The 20,655-nt window shown below is 36.6% G+C and carries 17 protein-coding genes and 6 tRNA genes; 7 read left to right on the top strand and 16 right to left on the bottom strand.

What is annotated here, in order from left to right:
• Nucleotides 1-119: 119 nt before the first annotated feature.
• Nucleotides 120-1,187, bottom strand: a complete 1,068-nt coding sequence (locus EPI11_RS05940) for an NAD(P)H-dependent flavin oxidoreductase (RefSeq protein WP_128389028.1) — start codon at nt 1,185-1,187, stop codon at nt 120-122.
• A gap of 92 nt (nt 1,188-1,279) precedes the next feature.
• On the opposite strand from EPI11_RS05940, the gene EPI11_RS05935 reads away from it, so the two are divergent.
• From EPI11_RS05935 to dnaK, 4 genes are all read left to right on the top strand, one after another.
• Nucleotides 1,280-3,781: a M14 family zinc carboxypeptidase gene (locus EPI11_RS05935; protein ID WP_128389027.1), complete on the top strand. Its 2,502-nt coding sequence runs from the start codon at nt 1,280-1,282 to the stop codon at nt 3,779-3,781.
• Nucleotides 3,782-3,870: 89 nt separating this feature from the next.
• Nucleotides 3,871-4,635 (top strand): DUF2490 domain-containing protein, encoded by a 765-nt coding sequence (locus EPI11_RS05930; protein WP_128389026.1) that lies wholly within the window; start codon nt 3,871-3,873, stop codon nt 4,633-4,635.
• A 64-nt stretch (nt 4,636-4,699) separates the two neighbouring features.
• On the top strand, nt 4,700-5,677 hold the full coding sequence (locus tag EPI11_RS05925) for an endo alpha-1,4 polygalactosaminidase (protein WP_128389025.1): 978 nt from the start codon (nt 4,700-4,702) through the stop codon (nt 5,675-5,677).
• A gap of 180 nt (nt 5,678-5,857) precedes the next feature.
• On the top strand, nt 5,858-7,747 hold the full coding sequence (dnaK, locus tag EPI11_RS05920; protein WP_128389024.1) for a molecular chaperone DnaK: 1,890 nt from the start codon (nt 5,858-5,860) through the stop codon (nt 7,745-7,747).
• A 184-nt stretch (nt 7,748-7,931) separates the two neighbouring features.
• Here the strand turns inward: dnaK and EPI11_RS05915 are convergent, their stop codons facing one another.
• The 4 genes from EPI11_RS05915 to EPI11_RS05900 form a co-directional block, all read right to left on the bottom strand.
• Complete coding sequence (locus EPI11_RS05915; protein ID WP_128389023.1) at nt 7,932-8,618, bottom strand: carboxypeptidase-like regulatory domain-containing protein; 687 nt, start codon at nt 8,616-8,618, stop codon at nt 7,932-7,934.
• Between the two features lie 127 nt (nt 8,619-8,745).
• Nucleotides 8,746-9,507, bottom strand: coding sequence for a C40 family peptidase (locus tag EPI11_RS05910; RefSeq protein ID WP_128389022.1), 762 nt, complete (start codon nt 9,505-9,507; stop codon nt 8,746-8,748).
• 167 nt (nt 9,508-9,674) lie between these two features.
• Nucleotides 9,675-10,853 (bottom strand): acetyl-CoA C-acyltransferase, encoded by a 1,179-nt coding sequence (locus EPI11_RS05905; protein ID WP_128389021.1) that lies wholly within the window; start codon nt 10,851-10,853, stop codon nt 9,675-9,677.
• 191 nt (nt 10,854-11,044) lie between these two features.
• Nucleotides 11,045-11,464: an OsmC family protein gene (locus EPI11_RS05900; RefSeq protein WP_128389020.1), complete on the bottom strand. Its 420-nt coding sequence runs from the start codon at nt 11,462-11,464 to the stop codon at nt 11,045-11,047.
• Between the two features lie 146 nt (nt 11,465-11,610).
• On the opposite strand from EPI11_RS05900, the gene EPI11_RS05895 reads away from it, so the two are divergent.
• The gene (locus EPI11_RS05895) at nt 11,611-12,585 is read left to right on the top strand and encodes a hydrogen peroxide-inducible genes activator (protein WP_128389019.1); all 975 of its coding nucleotides are present in this window, start codon (nt 11,611-11,613) and stop codon (nt 12,583-12,585) included.
• 60 nt (nt 12,586-12,645) lie between these two features.
• Here the strand turns inward: EPI11_RS05895 and lpxD are convergent, their stop codons facing one another.
• Nucleotides 12,646-13,638 carry a UDP-3-O-(3-hydroxymyristoyl)glucosamine N-acyltransferase gene (gene lpxD / locus EPI11_RS05890; RefSeq protein WP_128389018.1) on the bottom strand — a complete coding sequence of 331 codons (993 nt, stop codon included), beginning with the start codon at nt 13,636-13,638 and terminating at the stop codon, nt 12,646-12,648.
• 326 nt (nt 13,639-13,964) lie between these two features.
• Here lpxD and EPI11_RS05885 point away from each other — a divergent pair, with 326 nt between their 5' ends.
• Both EPI11_RS05885 and EPI11_RS05880 read left to right on the top strand, forming a co-directional pair.
• Nucleotides 13,965-15,554 (top strand): ABC-F family ATP-binding cassette domain-containing protein, encoded by a 1,590-nt coding sequence (locus EPI11_RS05885; protein WP_128389017.1) that lies wholly within the window; start codon nt 13,965-13,967, stop codon nt 15,552-15,554.
• 102 nt (nt 15,555-15,656) lie between these two features.
• Nucleotides 15,657-16,133, top strand: coding sequence for a hypothetical protein (locus tag EPI11_RS05880; protein ID WP_128389016.1), 477 nt, complete (start codon nt 15,657-15,659; stop codon nt 16,131-16,133).
• Nucleotides 16,134-16,243: 110 nt separating this feature from the next.
• Here EPI11_RS05880 and EPI11_RS05875 read toward each other — a convergent pair.
• The 10 genes from EPI11_RS05875 to EPI11_RS05830 form a co-directional block, all read right to left on the bottom strand.
• Nucleotides 16,244-16,317: transfer RNA gene (locus EPI11_RS05875), tRNA-Arg, on the bottom strand.
• 24 nt (nt 16,318-16,341) lie between these two features.
• Nucleotides 16,342-16,416 (bottom strand) — tRNA-Pro (locus EPI11_RS05870).
• A gap of 6 nt (nt 16,417-16,422) precedes the next feature.
• Nucleotides 16,423-16,506: transfer RNA gene (locus tag EPI11_RS05865), tRNA-Ser, on the bottom strand.
• 57 nt (nt 16,507-16,563) lie between these two features.
• Nucleotides 16,564-16,637 (bottom strand) — tRNA-Arg (locus EPI11_RS05860).
• 26 nt (nt 16,638-16,663) lie between these two features.
• A tRNA-Pro gene (locus EPI11_RS05855) sits at nt 16,664-16,738 on the bottom strand.
• An 8-nt stretch (nt 16,739-16,746) separates the two neighbouring features.
• A tRNA-Ser gene (locus EPI11_RS05850) sits at nt 16,747-16,830 on the bottom strand.
• A 155-nt stretch (nt 16,831-16,985) separates the two neighbouring features.
• Nucleotides 16,986-17,555, bottom strand: coding sequence for a hypothetical protein (locus EPI11_RS05845; RefSeq protein ID WP_128389015.1), 570 nt, complete (start codon nt 17,553-17,555; stop codon nt 16,986-16,988).
• 86 nt (nt 17,556-17,641) lie between these two features.
• On the bottom strand, nt 17,642-18,823 hold the full coding sequence (locus EPI11_RS05840) for a THUMP-like domain-containing protein (protein ID WP_128389014.1): 1,182 nt from the start codon (nt 18,821-18,823) through the stop codon (nt 17,642-17,644).
• Nucleotides 18,824-18,825: 2 nt separating this feature from the next.
• Nucleotides 18,826-19,917 (bottom strand): AI-2E family transporter, encoded by a 1,092-nt coding sequence (locus EPI11_RS05835; RefSeq protein WP_128389013.1) that lies wholly within the window; start codon nt 19,915-19,917, stop codon nt 18,826-18,828.
• A gap of 97 nt (nt 19,918-20,014) precedes the next feature.
• Nucleotides 20,015-20,653 carry a DUF4159 domain-containing protein gene (locus tag EPI11_RS05830; protein ID WP_128389012.1) on the bottom strand — a complete coding sequence of 213 codons (639 nt, stop codon included), beginning with the start codon at nt 20,651-20,653 and terminating at the stop codon, nt 20,015-20,017.
• Nucleotides 20,654-20,655: the final 2 nt, after the last annotated feature.

Below are 20,655 nucleotides of genomic sequence, written 5' to 3'. Positions count from 1 at the left end.
TGTTTATTATTAGTTAATTAAATATTTGGCAAACATAAACGAAAGAGCTTTTTGTAAGATATTACATATGTGTTAAATAAAAGTTAATTGCGGAAAAACCGTAAATATTGTTTTTGTAATTAAATTGATTTTATACTTTCAGTCTGTTTTATTAGTTCCTTAAATATATCACTGCAGGTTTCCAGTTTAATTTTTGGAGCCGATTGACCAGACCACATATTGGTCAGTTGGTTATTATCCTGTTTAATTGCAGCGGCTCTAATGGGACCGGTAATGCTATTCTGGATAGTGTATTCAGGGATTGTTAGTCCGGATTGTTCTGTCTCGGTCATAAACGTATTCCTGATCCCTCGTGCCCAACGTCCGGAAAATGCCTTTGTAAGCTGAGTATCGGTATCCTGAGCCTGTAACAGCCGGTCTTTATAGGAGGGAATTGCCAAGCTCTCATTACTGGGAATAAAAGCAGTCCCAATTTGCACAGCAGAGGCTCCCAATATAAAAGCTGCTTTGATAGTCCTGCCGTCGTTAATGCCTCCGGCTGCAAGAACCGGGATAGAAACATTATCAACAATTTGGGGGAGCAAAGACATCAGACCAACTTGTGGCAATGGTTCATCATTTATAAAAGTACCTCTGTGACCTCCGGCTTCAACACCCTGAGCGGTTATTGCATCGATACCTGTATCTTCAAGCAGTTTGGCTTCTTTTACAGAAGTTGCAGTGCCAATAAGGATTGCACCATTATTTTTTAATTGTTTAATACAATCATTATCCAGCCACCCGAACGTAAAGCTCACAACCGGAATGTTTTCTTCAATTAAAATATCAATTTGTTCCTTGTAGGAGTAAAAAGTAAAGCTTCCGGGAGATTTTCGGTCAAATTCTAAATTGTGTTTTTTGCCAAGTTTATCCAGGAAATCCTGAATAGCAAGGGCTTCTTCCAGGTTAACGTTATCCAAAGCATTTACAAAAAGATTGACAGCAAAGGGTTTATTGGTCAGGGCTTTGGTCTTTTGAATGCGTTCTCTTGTTATTTCGGGCGAAAGCCCACCAACAGGCAGCGACCCAAGTCCGCCCGAGTTAGAAACAGCAGCGACCATTTCGGGAGTAGTTACACCAAGCATTGGTGCCTGTATAATAGGATATTGAATACCTAATAGTTTTGTGAGTTTATTTTGCCAGATCATTGTTTATTCGATAATACGTCTACTCAAATATAAGGTATAATTAAGTCGCAACAAATTAAATTCCTACATTTGGAATCTATAAAACAGAGTTCATGAAAAATGTTTTTTTCGCTATAGCTTTAGTGTTCAGCATATCATTACAAGCCCAGCTTAAAAGTCCGGAAGAATTTTTACCCAGCTATGGTAAAACGGTAAGCTACTACTATCAGGTTGAGAATTATTTTGGACACCTTGTACAAAATTCAGAATACATACAACACAAACCGTACGGGCAAACAACCCAGGAACGAGGGCTGAATGTATATTATATTTCGACACCTGAGAACCTGCGTGATCTGGAAAACATACGCCTCAATAACTTATATCAGATAGGTATGGGGGATACTAAACCTGCAACAATAAATGATAAAGCAATTATATGGTTAAGTTTCAATGTTCATGGAAATGAAATTGGGGCTACAGAAAGTGCCATGTCCGTTGCTTATGAGCTCATAAATCCTGAAAATAAAGAGACTAAGGAGTGGTTAGAGAATACCATTGTTATTTTAGATCCATGCCTTAACCCTGATGGATTTTCACGTTATGGAAACTGGCTTAGGGATATATCAGGTAAAAATACACATCCCGGAATTTATGACAGGGAACATATAGAACCATGGCCGGGAGGCAGGCAGAACCATTATGCTTATGACCTTAACCGTGACTGGGCATGGCAGACACAGATTGAAACCCAGCAGCGTATGCTTCTTTATAACGAATGGATGCCAATGGTTCATGTAGATGTACATGAAATGGGATTTAATGAACCTTATTTCTTTCCGCCAGCAGCAGAACCGATGCATGAGTTTATTACCGATGCCCAAAAAGACTTTTACAATAACATAGGCGAAATGACAGCCAAAAAGTTTGATAGCGAAGGATGGAATTATTATACCCGTGAGCGATTCGATCTTTTCTATCCAAGCTATGGTGATACGTACCCTACTTTTAATGGAGCAGTAGGTATGACCTATGAACAGGGAGGTATAGGTGCAGGCCGTGCTATAACTATGACTAATGGCAACCTGTTAACATTACAGGACAGGATAGACCACCATACGGCAGCAATACTAACGGCTGTAGAAACTACATCCTGGCAAAAAGATAAACTAGTTAAGAATTTCAGGTCGTACTTTAAAGAAGGAAAAGAAGAGCCAAAAGGTAAATACCGTACTTATGTTGTAAAAAACAGCGGTAAAACAGAACAATTGGCGAGATTGCTAAAACGAAATAAGATAGAATATGCTTATGCTGCCGAATCTAAAAAAACATCGGGATATCATTACCAAAGTGATGCTGTTAAAGATTTTACGATAGAACCAAATGATCTTATTGTAAGTGTTAATCAACCAAAAGCTACACTAACACAGGTATTGTTTGAACCGGCTCAAAAATTAACCGACAGTCTGTCGTATGACATAACTGCATGGGCATTACCTCATGCCTATGGTATAGAGAGTTATGCCCTAAAAGGGAAACTATCTATCGATATTAAAAAGGAGATATCACGTAAAGGCAAATTTGATTACGAAAGGCTTTATGCTTATTACGTACCCTGGAATGGCAGAGCATCGGCAAAAGTCTTGGGATTAATGCTAAAGAGCGGAATCAAAGTACGTTCTTCAAGGAAAGCATCTGCGTTCAGGGGAATAAAAGTTAGCCCGGGCGATCTGATGATCTTAAAAGGAGACAATCCTCAATTGAGTGATTTTAAAAATGTCATGGAAGTTTTCCTAGATAAAAAGCCCGATTATGAAGTTGTAGAAAGCGGATTTTCTTTATCCGGCGGCGACCTTGGTGGTGAGAATTATCCACTGATAGAAACACCAAAAGTATTGTTATTGGCAGGAAGGAGCGTTAGTGCTACAGATTTTGGGCAGGTTTGGTTCTATATGGATGAGGTTATTAATTATCCGGTAAGTATAGTGGAGGTACAGGATATGGACAGAATAAGATTATCAGAATTCACAACCATTGTGCTTCCGGATGGCTGGTATAGCTTATCAGAGTCAGACAAAAAAAATATTGATAATTTTATTGATAATGGAGGTAAAGTAATTGCTATCGCAAATGCCCTTAGTATTTTTGAAGACAGACCTGGTTACAATCTGACAAAATTTGCAACTAGCGAAGCGAAACTACTTGAAACAACAGCAGAGGATGAAGAAGTGCTTCAATCCCGCTTTTATGATTATCAAAATGCAGAAAGACGTGCGTTATCAGGATCTGTTCCGGGTGCGATTGTAGAGAATGTACTGGATAAAAGCCATCCATTGGCTTATGGATTGGGAGATAAATACTTCAGTCTTAAAACATCTGATAGCCGTTATGAGTTATTAAAGAATGTATGGAATGTGGCTTATGTTCCAAAAGGCTATAAGAACTTCGGATTTATAGGTAAAAGCCTTAAAAAGAAACTGGAAAATACCGTCACTTTTGCAGTACAGCAAAAGGGCAGAGGGCAGATAATATATATGGTAGATAATCCGCTTTTCCGTGGTTTCTGGGAAAATGGGAATTTACTGTTCAGTAATGCGTTGTTTTTAGTAGATTAATTTTAAATAATAAGGTTTATTCTCTAAAATTAAAAGTTCCTAAATCTTTACAGATTCGCCTATCACATTTGTAATATAATTTTAAGCAAATGATGATGCGTACTCTTTTATTAACCCTATGTTTTATTTTTAGTTTGCCTGCCCTTGCACAACTGAGTCCGCCCGGACTTGGTAAAACCAATACTGCATTTTGGTCAGCAGTAGGAGTAAAGCAAAAATTAGACAAAAAAAATAGCTCTACAACCTATTTTGGAATGGGGCGTATTAGTGGCGCTCAAGGGAGTAATCCTTTTAGTATGCCTTCTATAGTTGTTGTAAATCAGGAATTTTATCATAAATTGAATGCCAATTGGACGTATAGTGCTGCGCTTAGCTACCGCAGGCAGCATGAATATGATGAAAGTTTTGATAAGGAGAAATCTGTTGTGGTAAATCAGGAATTCAGGTTGTACGGAAGGTTACAATATGCAACCAACATTGGCAACTCAAAATGGACAACAACTCTGCGTCAGGAAGTCAGGAAATTTTATACGGCAGATTTTGATCAGGTACTTGACGGATTGCAATTGCGCACACGATTAAAGACACAATTGCTTGTACCTTTGGATAATGATTCTGAAAACAGTTTAGTAGGAAGTGCAGAGGCATTGTTTGCTATGACAAATGACAGTGATGAAGGCTGGGGGAGTCCTGAATATAAAGAAAGCAGATTTTGCCTGTACTACAGCTATTCACCGGATAGCTTACCGGTAACTTTTGATGTGGGTTATATGAATGATCTTATAGGTTACGGACATCATATCAGTGATGTGAGTTATCTTGCTGTAGACATCATAATAGAAAATCCTTTTTAATTACTGGGAAAATGGCATAGCGTAATAAAAACTATTATTTTGTGTTATTATTGAAAATAATATAATGAAAAGTATAGCAGGGATTTTTGTTTTTTTTCTTTTTATCGGTTGTGGCAGTGATGATAATGGTGATGGGAATAACCAAAATGAGAATCGTGATTACAAGCAGAATATGCGTGACTTTGTAATTGGCATCAGCGAAAAGGCGAAAACGATCAATCCAAACTTTATTATCATTCCACAAAATGGTATCGAGCTGGTCACTAATAATGGTGAGGTATCAGGATTGCCAGATTCGGCATACCTATCAGCTATTGATGGTAATGGGCAGGAAGATTTTTTGTATGGTTATAATAATGACAACGATGCTACTCCCGCTAACGTGACAAACTATCTGAAAGGATTTTTGGATATTTCTAAAAATGCAGGTAATACAATACTGGCTATCGATTATTGTTCTACACCATCTAAAATCAGTAATTCCTATTTAGTAAATGGTACAAACGGATATGTGTCATTTGCTGCAACACAGCGAAACCTGAATATAGTTCCGGATGCTGTCCCTAATAACGTTAATGCTAATGTCATTACGTCTTTAAGTCAGGCAAAAAACTTCCTCTACTTAATAAACCCTGAAACTTTCTTGTCTAAATCGGCATTTATAGATGCAGTAACGGCTACTAACTATGATGCCGTTATTATGGACTTATTTATTAATGATCAATCTTTCACTGCAGCTGAATTAAATCAGCTTAGAAATAAAGCTAATGGAGGTAAAAGATTGGTTATATGCTATATGTCTATTGGAGAGGCAGAAAATTACAGGTATTACTGGCAGTCGTCATGGAATTCCAGTAAGCCTGCATGGCTGGCAGCGGAAAATCCGGACTGGCCGGGTAATTATAAAGTAAAATACTGGAACGAAGATTGGCAGGGACTTGTTTATAAAAACAATGATTCTTACTTAAGTAAAATAGCAACAGCAGGATTCGATGGTGTTTATCTGGATATTATAGATGCCTTTGAGTATTTTGAAAAGTAATTTTTAGACTTTTAAGTCTGAAAGCAGGCTTTAAAAATGTCATGTTGTCATATAAAATTCCTTATTTCTGACATTTTTTAGTTGTTTTGCGTCTTGGCACAAAGATTGACTATGGTTCAATGTTCGCAGAACAGTAATAATTAAGAATTCAAAAATAAGAAATAATAAAACCAGAAAAAGATGAGTAAAATAATCGGAATTGACTTAGGAACAACAAACTCGTGTGTTTCCGTAATGGAAGGTAACGAACCAGTTGTTATTCCTAATGCTGAAGGAAAAAGAACTACCCCATCAGTAATTGCATTTGTTGAAGGCGGGGAGATCAAAGTTGGTGATCCTGCAAAAAGACAAGCAGTGACCAATCCTACAAAAACCATCGCTTCTATTAAGCGTTTCATGGGTAATAAATTTACCGAAAGCTCTAAAGAAGCAAGCAATGTTCCTTACAAAGTAGTTAAAGGAGATAATGATACACCACGTGTTGATATTGATGGTCGTCTTTACACTCCACAAGAACTATCTGCAATGACATTGCAAAAAATGAAAAAAACAGCTGAGGATTACCTTGGATACACTGTAACTGAAGCGGTTATTACAGTACCGGCTTACTTTAATGATGCTCAGCGTCAAGCTACTAAAGAAGCAGGTGAAATTGCTGGTCTTAAAGTTAGAAGGATCATCAACGAACCTACTGCTGCTGCTCTTGCTTACGGTCTTGATAAAACAGGTACAGATCAAAAAATTGCTGTATATGACCTTGGTGGTGGTACATTTGATATCTCTATCCTTGAATTAGGAGATGGTGTATTTGAAGTACTTTCTACAAATGGTGATACTCACCTTGGAGGTGATGACTTTGACCAGGTAATAATTGACTGGTTAGCTAATGAGTTTAATACTGAAGAAGGTATTGATCTTCGTAAAGACCCAATGGCTTTACAGCGTCTAAAAGAAGCTGCAGAGAAAGCTAAAGTTGAGTTGTCTTCGTCTACACAGACTGAAATCAACCTTCCTTACATTACTGCAACTGCATCTGGACCAAAACACTTAGTTAAACCATTAACTAGAGCTAAATTTGAACAATTAGCAGATACTTTAGTGAAACGTTCTATGGAACCGGTAGCTAAAGCTTTAAAAGATGCAGGTCTTTCTACATCTGATATTGATGAGGTTATCCTTGTAGGTGGTTCTACACGTATACCACGTATCCAGGAAGAAGTTGAAAAATTCTTTGGTAAAAAACCATCTAAAGGAGTTAATCCTGATGAGGTTGTAGCAATTGGTGCTGCTATCCAGGGAGGTGTACTTTCAGGAGACGTTAAAGATGTATTACTTCTTGATGTTACTCCACTATCTCTTGGTATCGAAACTATGGGTGGTGTATTAACTAAATTAATAGAATCTAATACTACAATACCAACTAAAAAATCTCAGGTATTCTCTACAGCTTCTGACAACCAGCCGTCTGTTGAGATCCATGTACTGCAAGGTGAAAGACCAATGGCAGTAGATAACAAAACAATAGGTCGTTTCCACCTTGATGGTTTACCACCTGCACAAAGAGGTATTCCTCAAATCGAAGTAACATTTGATATTGATGCTAATGGTATCATCAAAGTATCAGCTACTGACAAAGGAACTGGTAAATCTCATGATATCCGTATCGAAGCTTCTTCAGGATTAACTCCGGAAGAAATCGACAGAATGCGTAAAGAAGCTGAAGCTAATGCTGATGCTGATAAAATTACAAGAGAAAGAGTTGAAAAACTAAACGAAGCTGATGCTATGATTTTCCAAACGGAAAAACAATTAACTGAGTTTGGCGATAAACTATCTCAAAGTAATAAAGATACCATCGGAATGGCACTTACTGAGCTTAAAATGGCTTACGAAGGTCAGGATGTTGCTACAATTGAGACAGCTTTAGCAAAAATCAATGAGGCATGGAAAAATGCTTCAGAAGAAATGTACAAGCAAGGTGATGCTCAACAAGGTGGTGCTCAGGCACAGCCGGAAGCACAAGCTGAAGGTGACAACGTTCAGGATGTAGACTTCGAAGAAGTTAAATAATCATACTGATCTTCAGTATTGAGAAATAGAAAACGCCCCGCAATTGCGGGGCGTTTTTGTTTATTATGATACTATTATAAAGATTTCTTCTGCCGTCGAAATAGCAGTAACGTTTTGTAATTCTTTAGCGAATTTGTGAAAAAATGTTTTGGAAGACTAAAGATAATAAAATGTATGTATTTGATTACCTGAATATACTGCCTATTGAATTAAATATCTTACCAAAGAAGCTTCTTTTCTGTACAATTATAATATCACCTTGCAATTGATATTCTTCTTCATTCATTATAATGGTGATCTGTTTTGTCTCATTCACAGTATAATTTTCATCTTTATAACCTATGTAAGAAATTTGTAAAACCTCTCCTGGATTTGCCTCTATAGAAAATCGCCCGTCAAGATCTGCCTGTTTTCCTATAGATGAATTTTTAATTTTAATAAGTGCTCCGGGTAAAACCTCCCCCAGCGAATTAGAGACAGTTCCTGTGATTATAGGTCTTGGTGAGGCAACTTTACCTAATACTATTCGTGTATTGTTATTTTGATGTTGTTCTGTACTTAAAGGAGTCTGTGCTAATGCCTGATTAGTTCCTACAGTCAGTAAACTTATTACTGCTGCGCTTGCAGCTACCCACACAGCACTTTTTTCTTTAGGGACAATAAGGTCACGATCGATTTGTGTTAGTGAAAATCGTCCACATGCATTTTCGGTATTTTTTAATATGGAAGCTATTTCCCTATCAGACGAATTTGTAAAATCGAATACCTTTTTTTCGCAGGAAGCACAAAACCTTCCTTTATCTACAGCTGTCATTTGCTGCCAGTTTTCATGGCAGGGTGATGGAATTGATATCTGGATCGGCTTTTTCATAATTCTGGTCAATTAATATTACTTATTATATAGATGAATTAATCCTGCCAAAGGTTGGGATGGGATATCAATTTTTTTTATTTTCACTAATATAAATAAAAAAGCAGGTTAAAAAACCTGCTCTGAACTATATGATTTTTTTAATCACACGAAGTTTATGTGAATGTCTTTTGGTGTCGATATTATAAATGCCCAAATGATCCAGACGATCGATGCGTACTTTACCATGCGCATGGATAATATGGTTGTCTTCCATTATTATACCCACGTGGATAATTCTCCCTTCTTCGTTATCAAAAAAGGCTAAATCACCCGGTTCGCTTTCTTCGATAAAACTAAGTGCTTCGCCCTGGGTCGCCTGTTGTGAAGCATCTCTTAGCAGGGAATAGCCATTTAGTTTATATACCATTTGTGTAAACCCTGAACAATCCAGGCCGAAAGGCGTTTTTCCTCCCCATAAATAGGGTGAATTCAGGTACATGAAAGCAGTATGGATCAGGTTCTCTTTAGAGGTAACTCCAGAAGCTCTTAAACCCTCGAATATATATTGTTCAGTATTTATACTTGGCTGGTCTAAAAATGTTAATGAAGATCCCATTGGGATCGATAATAACTGATTATTAGGTGTTGTAAGGTACTCAATAAGGTCAGCGTTCAATACAGCTGGTTTTGTGCTAAGTGTGTTGTATTCTGTCTCGCTGATGGTTTTAAACTGTTTGTTGTCTATCCATCCGTTGTAACTATCATATGCCAGTTCAATGCGTGACCATTTTTCAGTTTTTTCTAAAATTTTAAAATGCTCACCAAAGAGTACCTGCGACGTCATTTCGCTTCTGTCACTTGGTTCTAAACGTAGGGGCACAATGGCAAGATTACAAATACCAAACATCCTTATTACTGAGTATTTTATGTTTTTTATTAGAAAGAGCAGTATTTTTAATAGTTAACGCTGCTCTCAGATACTACAAATATAGTAGGAAAATCTGGAAGCAGCGTTATATACTGAAAGCTGTTTTAACGAAGTTAATAACAACTTTTTATTTTAAATCGAATAGATTAAGCGCGTTCGATAACAATAGCCGAAGCACCACCACCACCATTACAGATAGCAGCACCACCAATTTTAGCATTGTTTTGCTCAAGTACATTGATAAGTGTTACAATGATTCTTGCACCAGAACATCCTAGCGGGTGACCTAAAGATACAGCACCACCGTTTACGTTAACTTTTGCAGCATCAAGACCTAATATTTTCATATTAGCAAGACCTACTACAGAGAATGCTTCGTTGAATTCAAAGAAGTCAACATCATCTTTAGTAATACCCGCTTTCTCTAATGCTTTTGGCATTGCTTTAGCCGGGGTAGTAGTGAACCATTTTGGCTCCTGCTCAGCATCTGCATAACCTTTTATGTAAGCAAGAGGCTTAAGTCCAAGTGAATTTGCTTTTTCTTCACTCATTAATACCAATGCAGCTGCACCGTCATTAATTGTAGAAGCATTAGCAGCTGTTACAGTACCGTCTTTAGTAAATACAGCGTTTAATGAAGTTATTCTGTCAAGTTTCACGTTTGTGTATTCTTCGTCTTTAGTAACCATGATTGGGTCACCTTTACGCTGCGGAACAGCAACTGGTACAATTTCGTTATCAAATTTACCTGCATCCCATGCACGTGCAGAACGTTGGTAAGATTCGATAGCAAAAGCATCCTGCTCTTCACGTGTAATATTATATTCTGTAGCACATAGATCTGCACATACGCCCATAGCGTTGTTATCATATGCATCTGTAAGTCCGTCTTTTTGTAATCCGTCTACCATAGTAGCAGGACCAAATTTGTAACCATTTCTCATGTGCACATAATGAGGTATAAGGCTCATGCTTTCCATACCACCTGCAACAACGATCTCTGCATCACCGCATTGAATCGCCTGAGCAGCCTGCATAACGGCTTTCATACCTGATGCACATACTTTATTTACTGTAGTAGCAATAACCGAATCCGGTAATCCAGCAAACTTAGAAGCCTGTCTAGCCGGAGCCTGACCTACGCCTGCCTGTACTACGTTACCCATTATAACTTCGTCTACAAGTTTTGAGTCTAAATTAATTTTTTCAAGCGCTCCTTTTATTGCAGCTGCTCCAAGTTGAGAAGCCGTTACGGTAGATAATGCGCCCATAAAACTTCCTATAGGTGTACGTACAGCCGAAACGATTACTACTTTCTTATTCATGGTATATAGTCTTTTATTTGTTGAAGTTGCGAAATTAATGAATTTTGATTCGAATAAAAATAAAGTATTTAAAAATATTCTTTAAAAGAGATGATTTGTTGAATATTGATGAAAATTACTTTGCTTTTTACTCATGCATAAAAACAAACCCTGCCATTAGGCAGGGTTTGTTTATTTATAAAATAGCTGTATTAAGCGACTAATGTAGCCGATAAGCTAATTTCTGCGTTAAGCAATTTAGAAACAGGACATATCTCTTTTGCTTTTTGAGCTGCTGTCTGGAAATCCTGTTCTGTAATTCCCGGTACATTAGCTTCAAGTTTAAGGTGGATTTTTGTAATTGTACCATCTTCAAATGTTACCTGGGCTTCTGTATCAAGATTATCAGCAGTAAATCCAAGTTCGTTAAGGATAAAACTTAGCTGCATTGTATAGCATCCTGAATGTGCCGCTGCAATAAGTTCTTCCGGATTGGTACCCACACCTTCTGCAAAACGGGTTTTAAATGAAAGTTGTGCTTTATCTAATGTAGTACTTTGTGTAGAGATGTTTCCTGTTCCTTCCATTCCTGTTCCTTTCCAATTTGCATTTGCTCTTCTTGTAAATTTCATGATAATTGTTTTTTGTAGTTATTAATAATTAAAGTTAAATGAATTATTTAATTGTAATGTTTTCATTTTAATAGGACAAAGTTATGTTACATGGCTTTATCAATCAAATTAATAATTTTTTATCTTTATAAAAATAATTTATAACAATGACGATTCAACAGTTTAGGTATATTATAGCTTTAGATGAACACAGGCATTTTGCAAAAGCTGCCGATGTTTGTATGGTAACGCAGCCAGGTCTAACTATTCAGCTTAAAAATATGGAAGAGGAGATCGGGATAAAAATTTTCGACCGTACCAAGGTACCTTTGAAACCTACGCTTTTAGGTATTGAGATTATAGCGCGTGCCAGAAAGGTATTGCGCGAAGTTGATGCAATACGTGATTTTGTCGTAAATCAGAAAAATGATTTGGAGGGTGAAGTTACCCTTGGAGTCATTACAACATTATCGCCGTATCTTATCCCTCAATTTATAAAAGCAATGAAGGATCTTGTACCTAAAATGCATTTTAATATTATTGAAACTGGTACCGGACAATTGTTGGAAGGGTTGCATACAGGAACTATTGACATCGCTCTCATGGCGACACCTACCGGAATATCAGGATTAAAAGAATATCCGGTATTTAATGAACCTTTTGTTGCCTTTTTACACAGTAGCCATTCAATGGTGGCACAGGAGTATTATGAAATGAATGAAAAAGACAAGCCATATCTTTTGCTTTTACAGCACGAATACTGTTATAACGCTCAACTGCTTGATATTTGCGGACTGGAACAGCAGCGTGACAAACAGCTGGATCAGTTTAGTTATGATATCAATTCTATTGAGACTTTAAAAAATTTGGTTCGTGCTGATCTTGGTTTTGCAATTATTCCTCAGCTTTCAATTCTTAATGAAAAGGATGATAGCCTTTTTAAACCTTTTAAAGATCCAAAACCTGTAAGGGAAATAAGTTTGGTGGTAGCGGATACTTTCTCGAAAAAATTATTGCTTGAAAAAATGAGCAAGACAATCTGGAATTGTCTTCCGGAAAATTTGAAAGAGAATTTTAGTTATCGTAAAATTCAATGGAATGATTCGCCTTATTTTATTAAAGCTACCAATAGTTTTAAATAAGCAAAAAAACAAAACCCACCAATTGGTGGGTTCTGCAGGTAGTCTATGTTTAGTTTAAGTTTACTTTGTTGCGGCCAGTTTTTTAAGTACTGCCCATTGTTTTAATGCACTTCGTGCTTCTACAGCAGGGTATCCCAGCATTGTTTTTCCTGCTTCCACATTTCCTGCAACGCCCGATCCTGCGCCAATTGTCGCACCATCACCAATAGTAGTATGATCTTTAATAGAAGCGCTTCCGCCAATAATAACACCATTACCCAATGTAACAGATCCTGCAAGTCCGCTATTACCGGCCATGATACAGAATTTACCTAATACACTATTGTGACCTATTTGTACCAAGTTGTCTATTTTACATCCATCACCTAATATAGTTGAACTGAATTTACCTCTGTCTACACAAGAGTTAGCACCAATTTCTACACCGTTACCAATAACGACATTTCCAATTTGAGGAATTTTAACCAATCCGCGTTGTGCGCAAGGGGTAAAACCAAATCCATCTGCACCAATGGTTGCATTAGGGTGAATGATACAGTAAGCACCTATATGGCAACGCTCACGCACCACGGCACCAGACCATAGTATTGTGTTTTTACCTATAGTGCAATGATCAAGCACTGTAACATTTGGGTATATAATTACATTTTCGGCAATCTTAGTATGAGGGCCTATATAACAGCCGGCACCAATTCTTGTACCTTCGCCAATAATTGCCGTAGGATGTACTACTGCTGCAGGGTGTATCGCATCGTCAAACTGTGGAGGTACAGGAGCAAAAAGATCCAAAAGCTGTGCCATTGCCAGTTCGGCATTTTTTACTTTTATAAAAACTCTATTTTCACCCGGTTCAATTTCAATATCTTCATTCACTACGGCAGCAGCAGCTTTAGATGCCGGCCATAATTTTTCATATTTTTTGTTGCCAATAAAAGATATTTGATCACTGCATGCAAGTTCAAGCTGCTGAGGTGAAGAAATTTGATTATTAGTTGTACCAACAATTGTCCCATTAAGCAGTGTATTGATTTCTTCAACCGAATATAACTTCATGTATTTATATATTTTATTAAAATTGTATTAGTAAAAATGTATAATTGATGTTCAAATGTTAATGAAATCTTAATATTTCGGGGTAAATATAGAAAATGTATAAGTTAATTTTTTATTTTTTTTTAAAAATCACTAAAATACTTTCGATTGTGAATTATTGCGATAATCAAACAATAGAAAAAAGTCTAATAAATGATTTCAATTTTTATATATTTGCCTTACTAATCAAAAAGATACATCAATGTATATATAATTTCTTTTCAGGATAAAAAAATGGAACTCATTTACTGGGTTCTGTAATTATTCATTCTTCAAAGAAAGAAATTATGATTATTCTTCAAAATGTTACTTATATACATAATAACGGAGATTTACTGTTTTCTGATATAAACCTTATTGTTAATAAACAGAATAAAATTGCATTAATTGGTAATAATGGTGCAGGAAAATCTACACTGCTTACTATTTTGGCAGGTAATCTGCTTGTCTCAAAGGGGATTATAAAAGCAAATTCTAAGCCTTACTATATACCTCAAATTTTTGGGCAGTTTAATGATTATAGTATTGCCGAGGCACTTCAAATAGAAGATAAATTGAAAGCATTTCAGGAAATTCTTAAGGGGAATGTTACTGAAGCAAATCTATTATTACTTGATGATGATTGGTCTGTTGAAGACCGCTGTAAAGAGGCCTTTGCGTATTGGAAGCTTCATGGCTTGAGCCTCAGTCAGAAAATAGGATCATTAAGTGGAGGCCAGAAAGCAAAGGTATTCCTGGCAGGTATTAGAATACATTGTCCTGAAATTGTTTTATTGGATGAACCAAGCAATCATTTGGATGCTGCAGGCAGGGGTATTCTATATGATTATATAAAGACTACTACAGATACATTAGTAATGGTGAGTCATGACAGGGCTTTATTAAATCTTTTTACCACTACTTGTGAACTCAGTAGAAATGGGATAACTGTTTATGGTGGTAATTATGATTTTTATAAGGAACAAAAAATGATTGAAAACGAAATTTTTAATCAGGATCTAAAGAATAAAGAAAAAGCATTGCGTAGAGCAAAAGAAATAGAAAGGGAGTCAGTTGAGCGGCAGCAAAAGCTGGATGCCAGAGGGAAGAAGAAGCAGGAGAAAGCCGGACTTCCTACGATATCGATGAACACACTAAAAAATAATGCTGAAAAAAGTACCTCACGATTGAAAGGTGTTCATGCCGAAAAAGTGAATTCCATTTCGGAAGATCTACGTGTGTTGCGGGCAATACTGCCTGATATGGATAAAATTAAAATGGATTTTTATAATTCAAACCTTCATAAGGGCAAGGTGTTGATTACGGCAAAGGATGTTAATTTTGGCTACAATGAAGCCTTGTTGTGGAAGCAGAATTTAAATTTTCAAATAAGAAGTGGCGATCGTATCGCTATAAAGGGATTGAATGGCTCCGGTAAAACAACTTTGATCCGTATGATCTTAGGTGAACTTGTTCCGCAATCAGGAACTATGGATAGAGCAGGTGTTAAATCTGTTTATATTGATCAGGATTATTCGTTAATAGATGGTAAGCTGAGTGTTTATGAACAGGCACAGCAATTTAATTCAGGCGCTTTACTGGAGCATGATATTAAGATTCGTTTAAATCGTTTCTTGTTTACAAGAGATTATTGGGATAAGTTATGCAGCACTCTTAGTGGGGGAGAAAAAATGAGGCTGATACTTTGTTTGTTGACTATAAATAATGATGCACCCGATAGTATTGTATTGGATGAGCCAACGAATAATCTCGATATTCTGAACATAGAAATTTTAACTGTGGCAATTAATTCATATAGAGGTACGTTGATAGTTGTGTCGCATGATGAATATTTTTTAAAGCAGGCAGGTGTTGATAACTCTATTGTTTTAGAATAAAGTTATCTCTATTTTTTTGATTAATTCCAGGTTAATAAATAACTTTTTATTAATGTTTTACTATTCTAATTTTTTGTAAATTAGAGCTTTAAACCTATAATTATGAAAAAAATACTTTTGTTACTTTTAGGGTTAACCTGCTTTATTGGTAATGCCCAAACGGTTGAATCGGTAAAGTCTGCAAGTAAAACGAAATCTAAAGAGGTTGCAGCAGAAGCCCAGCAAAAAAAGAAAGAGGCTAACGCTAAAGTCGAAACGGTAAAAGCAGATAGTAAAGCAACAGCTAAAGAAGCTGCTGCAGATGCTAAGAAAAAGAAAGAAAAAGCTGAGGCTAAAGCTGAGAGTGTAAAAGCGGATGCTAAGATAAAAAAGGAAAAAGCTGAAGCTAAAGCTGAAACAGTAAAATCAGACACTAAAGCGGCAACAAAAGATGCTACAGCTGAAGTAAAACAGGAAAAGAAAAAGGTAGTAACTAAAGCGGCAGAAAACAGTGACGGAACAGTTACAGTTAAGGGTTATACCCGAAAAGACGGTACTGTTGTTAAAGGTTACACAAGGAAAGCTCCTAAGAAAAGTTAAAAAATAAGCTCCAGTGATGGGGCTTGTTTTTTATAGATCAAATTGTGTTTTACTTTATTTAAAATATATAAAATAACAAAACCCACTCAATGAGTGGGTTTGTAATGATGTGATCGCGTCAGGATTCGAACCTGAGACCGCCTGCTTAGAAGGCAGGTGCTCTATCCAGCTGAGCTACGCGACCTTGGGATACATTTCTAAAATGTTGTCGGGGTGGCAGGATTCGAACCTGCGACCTCCTGGTCCCAAACCAGGCGCGATAACCGGGCTACGCTACACCCCGAAAAAGCGGAGAGACAGGGATTCGAACCCTGGCGACGTTTGCACGTCGACAGATTAGCAATCTGCTCCGTTACCACTCCGGCACCTCTCCTTTGAAAATAAAAAATTAAAAACAAAAACCCACTCGGTGAATGGGTTTGTAATGATGTGATCGCGTCAGGATTCGAACCTGAGACCGCCTGCTTAGAAGGCAGGTGCTCTATCCAGCTGAGCTACGCGACCTTAAAATACATATCATTAAAATATTGTCGGGGTGGCAGGATTCGAACCTGCGACCTCCTGGTCCCAAACCAGGCGCGATAACCGGGCTACGCTACACCCCGAAAAAAAGCGGAGAGACAGGGATTCGAACCCTGGCGACGTTTGCACGTCGACAGATTAGCAATCTGCTCCGTTACCACTCCGGCACCTCTCCTGCTTGCTAGAAGAGTAAGACTCTTTTTGCGATTGCAAATGTAGTAGTTGATTCCCTTATCTACAAGTATTTTTAAAGGTTTTTTTGCTTTTTTTTTTATGCCTGTGTAAAGTAATTAACATTCAGTGTGATACTGAAACTTTACAAATGTAAAATTATTGAATACATTTCAGGAAATTCATGAAATAGGACTCAGGAAAGTATTTTTTAGACATGCTTTCACTTTGTAATTCTTTTTTCATTGGATAATCTACACTCTCATTTACATACTTAACACGTATAAATGATATAGGGTATTTTTCCAGTTCCTCTAAAGAACCCTTTGTAAAAAGAAAAGTTCCGGTAAGTATCCTAATGTTGTTCTTTTCTGTATTGTCATAAATCAGGCTCGAACACTGTTCATCGAGTGCGCTTATAAGGGTAATAATAGTACCATTTAAAAGCTGAATATATATTTTTGAAGTTTTATCCAGGCAGTATGATTTTGGGAATTCTTTACTTTTAGCCAGCATTTGGAAATTTAAAAGAGGCACGCCGTCATTGTTACTTAATGAAAAGAACATGAATTGAGAAGTGTTTCCAAAGACTTTCTCATGCATTAAGTACTCTTTAGTAGACTTTATTTCTTTATTTTCTTCAGTAGTCACTATAGTATACTGGCAATCTTCCTGTGCATTTGCTATAAACGAGAGCCCTAAAAGCAAGGATAAAAATAGTTTCTTCATTATGGTATTTAAATTGTTTTAAACATTTTCAAATATAGACAAAATGATACATCTTGTCCCATTTGCTTTTTTATTGCTGGTATTAATTAATCGGCTTTGGTGCAGATAAGAACTATCTTTTCATTTTTCGCATTGGTCGTAAAAAAGGTATAGCTGTCGCCACCATCTTTAATCTTCCACTTTTTACGAATGTCTTCTACAGATAATGGAAAATTACGAACAGTAATGTTCATTTTCTTACCTTCAGCATACTGTTTCATTTCTGGCTTTTGATAAGGCTGTATTTCGTTTATAGTAAAACGCCTGCCTGGGAAATCAATATATTCATCAGAGGTGTACAATTGTGTATGCTTGTGTAGTTTAGTAACCTTATAATGACGTGCTACAGCATCAAATGCTCCAGATTTCATGATGGCACTATTGGGTTCATAGAGGTATTTCTTAGGTAAAGAATAAGGAGCTTCATCGGCGGGTTCATAAGAAGCTGTGAATGTGTCTTCTTTATCTTTTGTAAGATTTACAGCTGTAAGCAGGGGTGTTCCTTTAAAGCCTTTTTCTAAGAGCCATAAAAGCTCTTTCACTTCATTATTTATAGCAACAATATGTATTGAACTTACTGAGTGCAGCTCGTTTAATCCTGCGCTTATATCGAGTAATGGAGCGGTTTTGATAAGGATGTTGTGGGTATATTTAAAATAAGTATCTAATAAATCGGGAACATTAGGAAGGCAGTCCTGCAGCATAAAAACCTTTCCTTTAGCGTCACTTCTTCGGGAAGGGTCAATGTACAGCCAATCCCACTTTTTATTAAGCAGGTTGAGCACATCTAAACTGTCGCCGGGAAGGCATTCAATATTATCTGTGCCTAAGGTCTTAAAGTTATGAGTAGCAATAGCAGAAAGCTCAAAATTGAGTTCGCAATGTTTTACTTCGTTTACTTTTTTGGAAAAATAGTAATCATCAATACCAAAACCTCCGGTAAGATCAATAAGACTTTTGCCTGAAATTAATCTGGCTTTATATTGTGCTGCAGTTTCTGACGATGTCTGTTCTACCGATACCCTGGAAGGGTAGAGGATATTTTCGGTGGTGTACCAAGTAGGCAGTTTGTCTTTAGCCTTTTCGCGCGCTGCGATCTGATTTAGTATTTGGGTCCATTCAATATCCGGGAATGGATTCTTTAACAAGGCAAGCTGTGTCACTGATTTGCCTGTGTTTTCCCGAATGTATTGCTGTATTTTAGATGATAAAAGTTTAGAGAAAAGCAATGCTATATGTCTTTAGTGAGTAATTTAACCACTGGATTTTGAGGGAAAAACTCTTTAGCAACAACCTTAATAATCGTATATAAGGGGATAGCTACAATCATGCCGAGTACTCCAAACAAAAATCCGCTTGCCAAAATTACTATAAATATTTCTAGTGGATGCGAATTAACACTGTTAGAAAAAATAAGCGGAGATGTTATATTGTTGTCTATAAACTGCGCTATGCAGTACCCTATAAATACATAAAGTGTAGTAGATAGCATTTCGGCCTGTGTTTCAGGACCTATATTACCTAATAGCGTGAGTAGTATAACTAAAACTGTTGCGATAAGCGGACCTATATAAGGTATGATGTTTAGTAGTGCTGTAATAAAAGCAATAATAAAAGCATTTTCTACACCAAATATAAGTAACACAATAAGATATAATACAAACAGTATAGACATTTGTATTATAAGACCAATAAAATAACGGCTTAACAGGTAGTTGATCTTTCTAAATGAATTAAGTATTTTATCTTCATGTGCATCTGGTAATATTTTTTTAGCACCAATGGTAAATAATTTTCTGTCTTTAAGGAAAAAGAAAGTAATAAACATTACAGAAGCAATACCCATACCGAAGCCGCTTAGAATACCTAATATGGAATTAATAAAGTTAGGGATAAAATTAAAATCAAGCTTTGAGGTAAGGTCAGCCTGTTTCATTAATTTTTCTGCATCGATATTATGTCCTGAAAAATAGGCATTAACGTTATTGACCATATGATTAAAGTCCTTTTCCAGTTTTCCGGTATCTAAAAGAGAAAGGTTTTCACTTTGTGATACAATAAGCGGAACAAATAACATTATAAAACCGACTAATAGTGAAATGAAAAATACCAACGCAACAATTACTGCCAGTGTATGAGGCAATTTTAATCTTCGCTGTAGGAAAGTAACAACCGGACTGGCTATCATGCTTAATATAAGTGCTACGAAAAGATAAAGTATAACTGTTTGTACCCGATACAGTAAATACATGAGTATACAAAATGCTGTAGTTATAGCTAAAGCGCGCAATATGCCATTAGCGATTGTTTTTGAGGTAATCATAATTGTTTGGGTGTTTGTATACCGAATGTATGAAAAAAAATCAGAATAGGTATTTTGCTTTAATACAACATTATGAAATTACATCTCTGCGATAGTATTAATTTTTAAAGGCGTAGTTTACAATGTTGGCTCCCATTTTTAAGGCTTTTTCGCGTACTTCTCTTGGGTCATTGTGTACTTCCTGGTCTTCCCATCCATCACCAAGATCGGTCTCAACAGTATAAAGGCAAACAAGTCTTCCTTCAACAAAAATTCCCCATGCCTGTGGTGGTTTGTTATCGTGTTCATGGATCTTAGGTATTCCTTGTGGGAAAGCAAACGGGCCTTTAAAAATATCGTGGCTTGCCGGTACTGCAACCAGTTCTTTATCGGGAAAGACTTTTATAAGTTCTTTTCTGATATACTTATCCATACCATAGTTATCATCAATATGCAGGAATCCGCCCGATGTAAGGTAGTTTCTAAGATTTATTACCTCATTATCACTAAATACAACATTACCGTGACCTGTCATGTGTATAAAAGGATAGGAAAAAATATCCGGGCTGTCTACTTCTACAACTGCTGTTTTAGGATTTATCCTGGTATTGATGTTCTGATTGCAAAACTTAGCAAGATTAGGTACCGAGGTGGGGTTGCCATACCAGTCACCACCGCCTGAATATTTTAGAACTGCAATTTCCTGTGCCGAAAGCAAAACCGGAGTAAGAAGAAATATATAGAGAAGTTTTTTCATTT

The sequence above is a fragment of the Flavobacterium cerinum genome (genome assembly GCF_004028155.1).
GTDB lineage: Bacteria > Bacteroidota > Bacteroidia > Flavobacteriales > Flavobacteriaceae > Flavobacterium > Flavobacterium cerinum.
This window is presented reverse-complemented; position numbering and strand designations above follow the sequence as displayed.

What these genes read in the sequence shown, in the direction of transcription:
- EPI11_RS05940 (WP_128389028.1), bottom strand. Translation starts at nt 1,187, where the DNA reads ATGATCTGGCAAAATAAACTCACAAAACTATTAGGTATTCAATATCCT.
- EPI11_RS05935 (WP_128389027.1), top strand. Translation starts at nt 1,280, where the DNA reads ATGAAAAATGTTTTTTTCGCTATAGCTTTAGTGTTCAGCATATCATTA.
- EPI11_RS05930 (WP_128389026.1), top strand. Translation starts at nt 3,871, where the DNA reads ATGATGATGCGTACTCTTTTATTAACCCTATGTTTTATTTTTAGTTTG.
- EPI11_RS05925 (WP_128389025.1), top strand. Translation starts at nt 4,700, where the DNA reads ATGAAAAGTATAGCAGGGATTTTTGTTTTTTTTCTTTTTATCGGTTGT.
- dnaK (WP_128389024.1), top strand. Translation starts at nt 5,858, where the DNA reads ATGAGTAAAATAATCGGAATTGACTTAGGAACAACAAACTCGTGTGTT.
- EPI11_RS05915 (WP_128389023.1), bottom strand. Translation starts at nt 8,618, where the DNA reads ATGAAAAAGCCGATCCAGATATCAATTCCATCACCCTGCCATGAAAAC.
- EPI11_RS05910 (WP_128389022.1), bottom strand. Translation starts at nt 9,507, where the DNA reads ATGTTTGGTATTTGTAATCTTGCCATTGTGCCCCTACGTTTAGAACCA.
- EPI11_RS05905 (WP_128389021.1), bottom strand. Translation starts at nt 10,853, where the DNA reads ATGAATAAGAAAGTAGTAATCGTTTCGGCTGTACGTACACCTATAGGA.
- EPI11_RS05900 (WP_128389020.1), bottom strand. Translation starts at nt 11,464, where the DNA reads ATGAAATTTACAAGAAGAGCAAATGCAAATTGGAAAGGAACAGGAATG.
- EPI11_RS05895 (WP_128389019.1), top strand. Translation starts at nt 11,611, where the DNA reads ATGACGATTCAACAGTTTAGGTATATTATAGCTTTAGATGAACACAGG.
- lpxD (WP_128389018.1), bottom strand. Translation starts at nt 13,638, where the DNA reads ATGAAGTTATATTCGGTTGAAGAAATCAATACACTGCTTAATGGGACA.
- EPI11_RS05885 (WP_128389017.1), top strand. Translation starts at nt 13,965, where the DNA reads ATGATTATTCTTCAAAATGTTACTTATATACATAATAACGGAGATTTA.
- EPI11_RS05880 (WP_128389016.1), top strand. Translation starts at nt 15,657, where the DNA reads ATGAAAAAAATACTTTTGTTACTTTTAGGGTTAACCTGCTTTATTGGT.
- EPI11_RS05845 (WP_128389015.1), bottom strand. Translation starts at nt 17,555, where the DNA reads ATGAAGAAACTATTTTTATCCTTGCTTTTAGGGCTCTCGTTTATAGCA.
- EPI11_RS05835 (WP_128389013.1), bottom strand. Translation starts at nt 19,917, where the DNA reads ATGATTACCTCAAAAACAATCGCTAATGGCATATTGCGCGCTTTAGCT.
- EPI11_RS05830 (WP_128389012.1), bottom strand. Translation starts at nt 20,653, where the DNA reads ATGAAAAAACTTCTCTATATATTTCTTCTTACTCCGGTTTTGCTTTCG.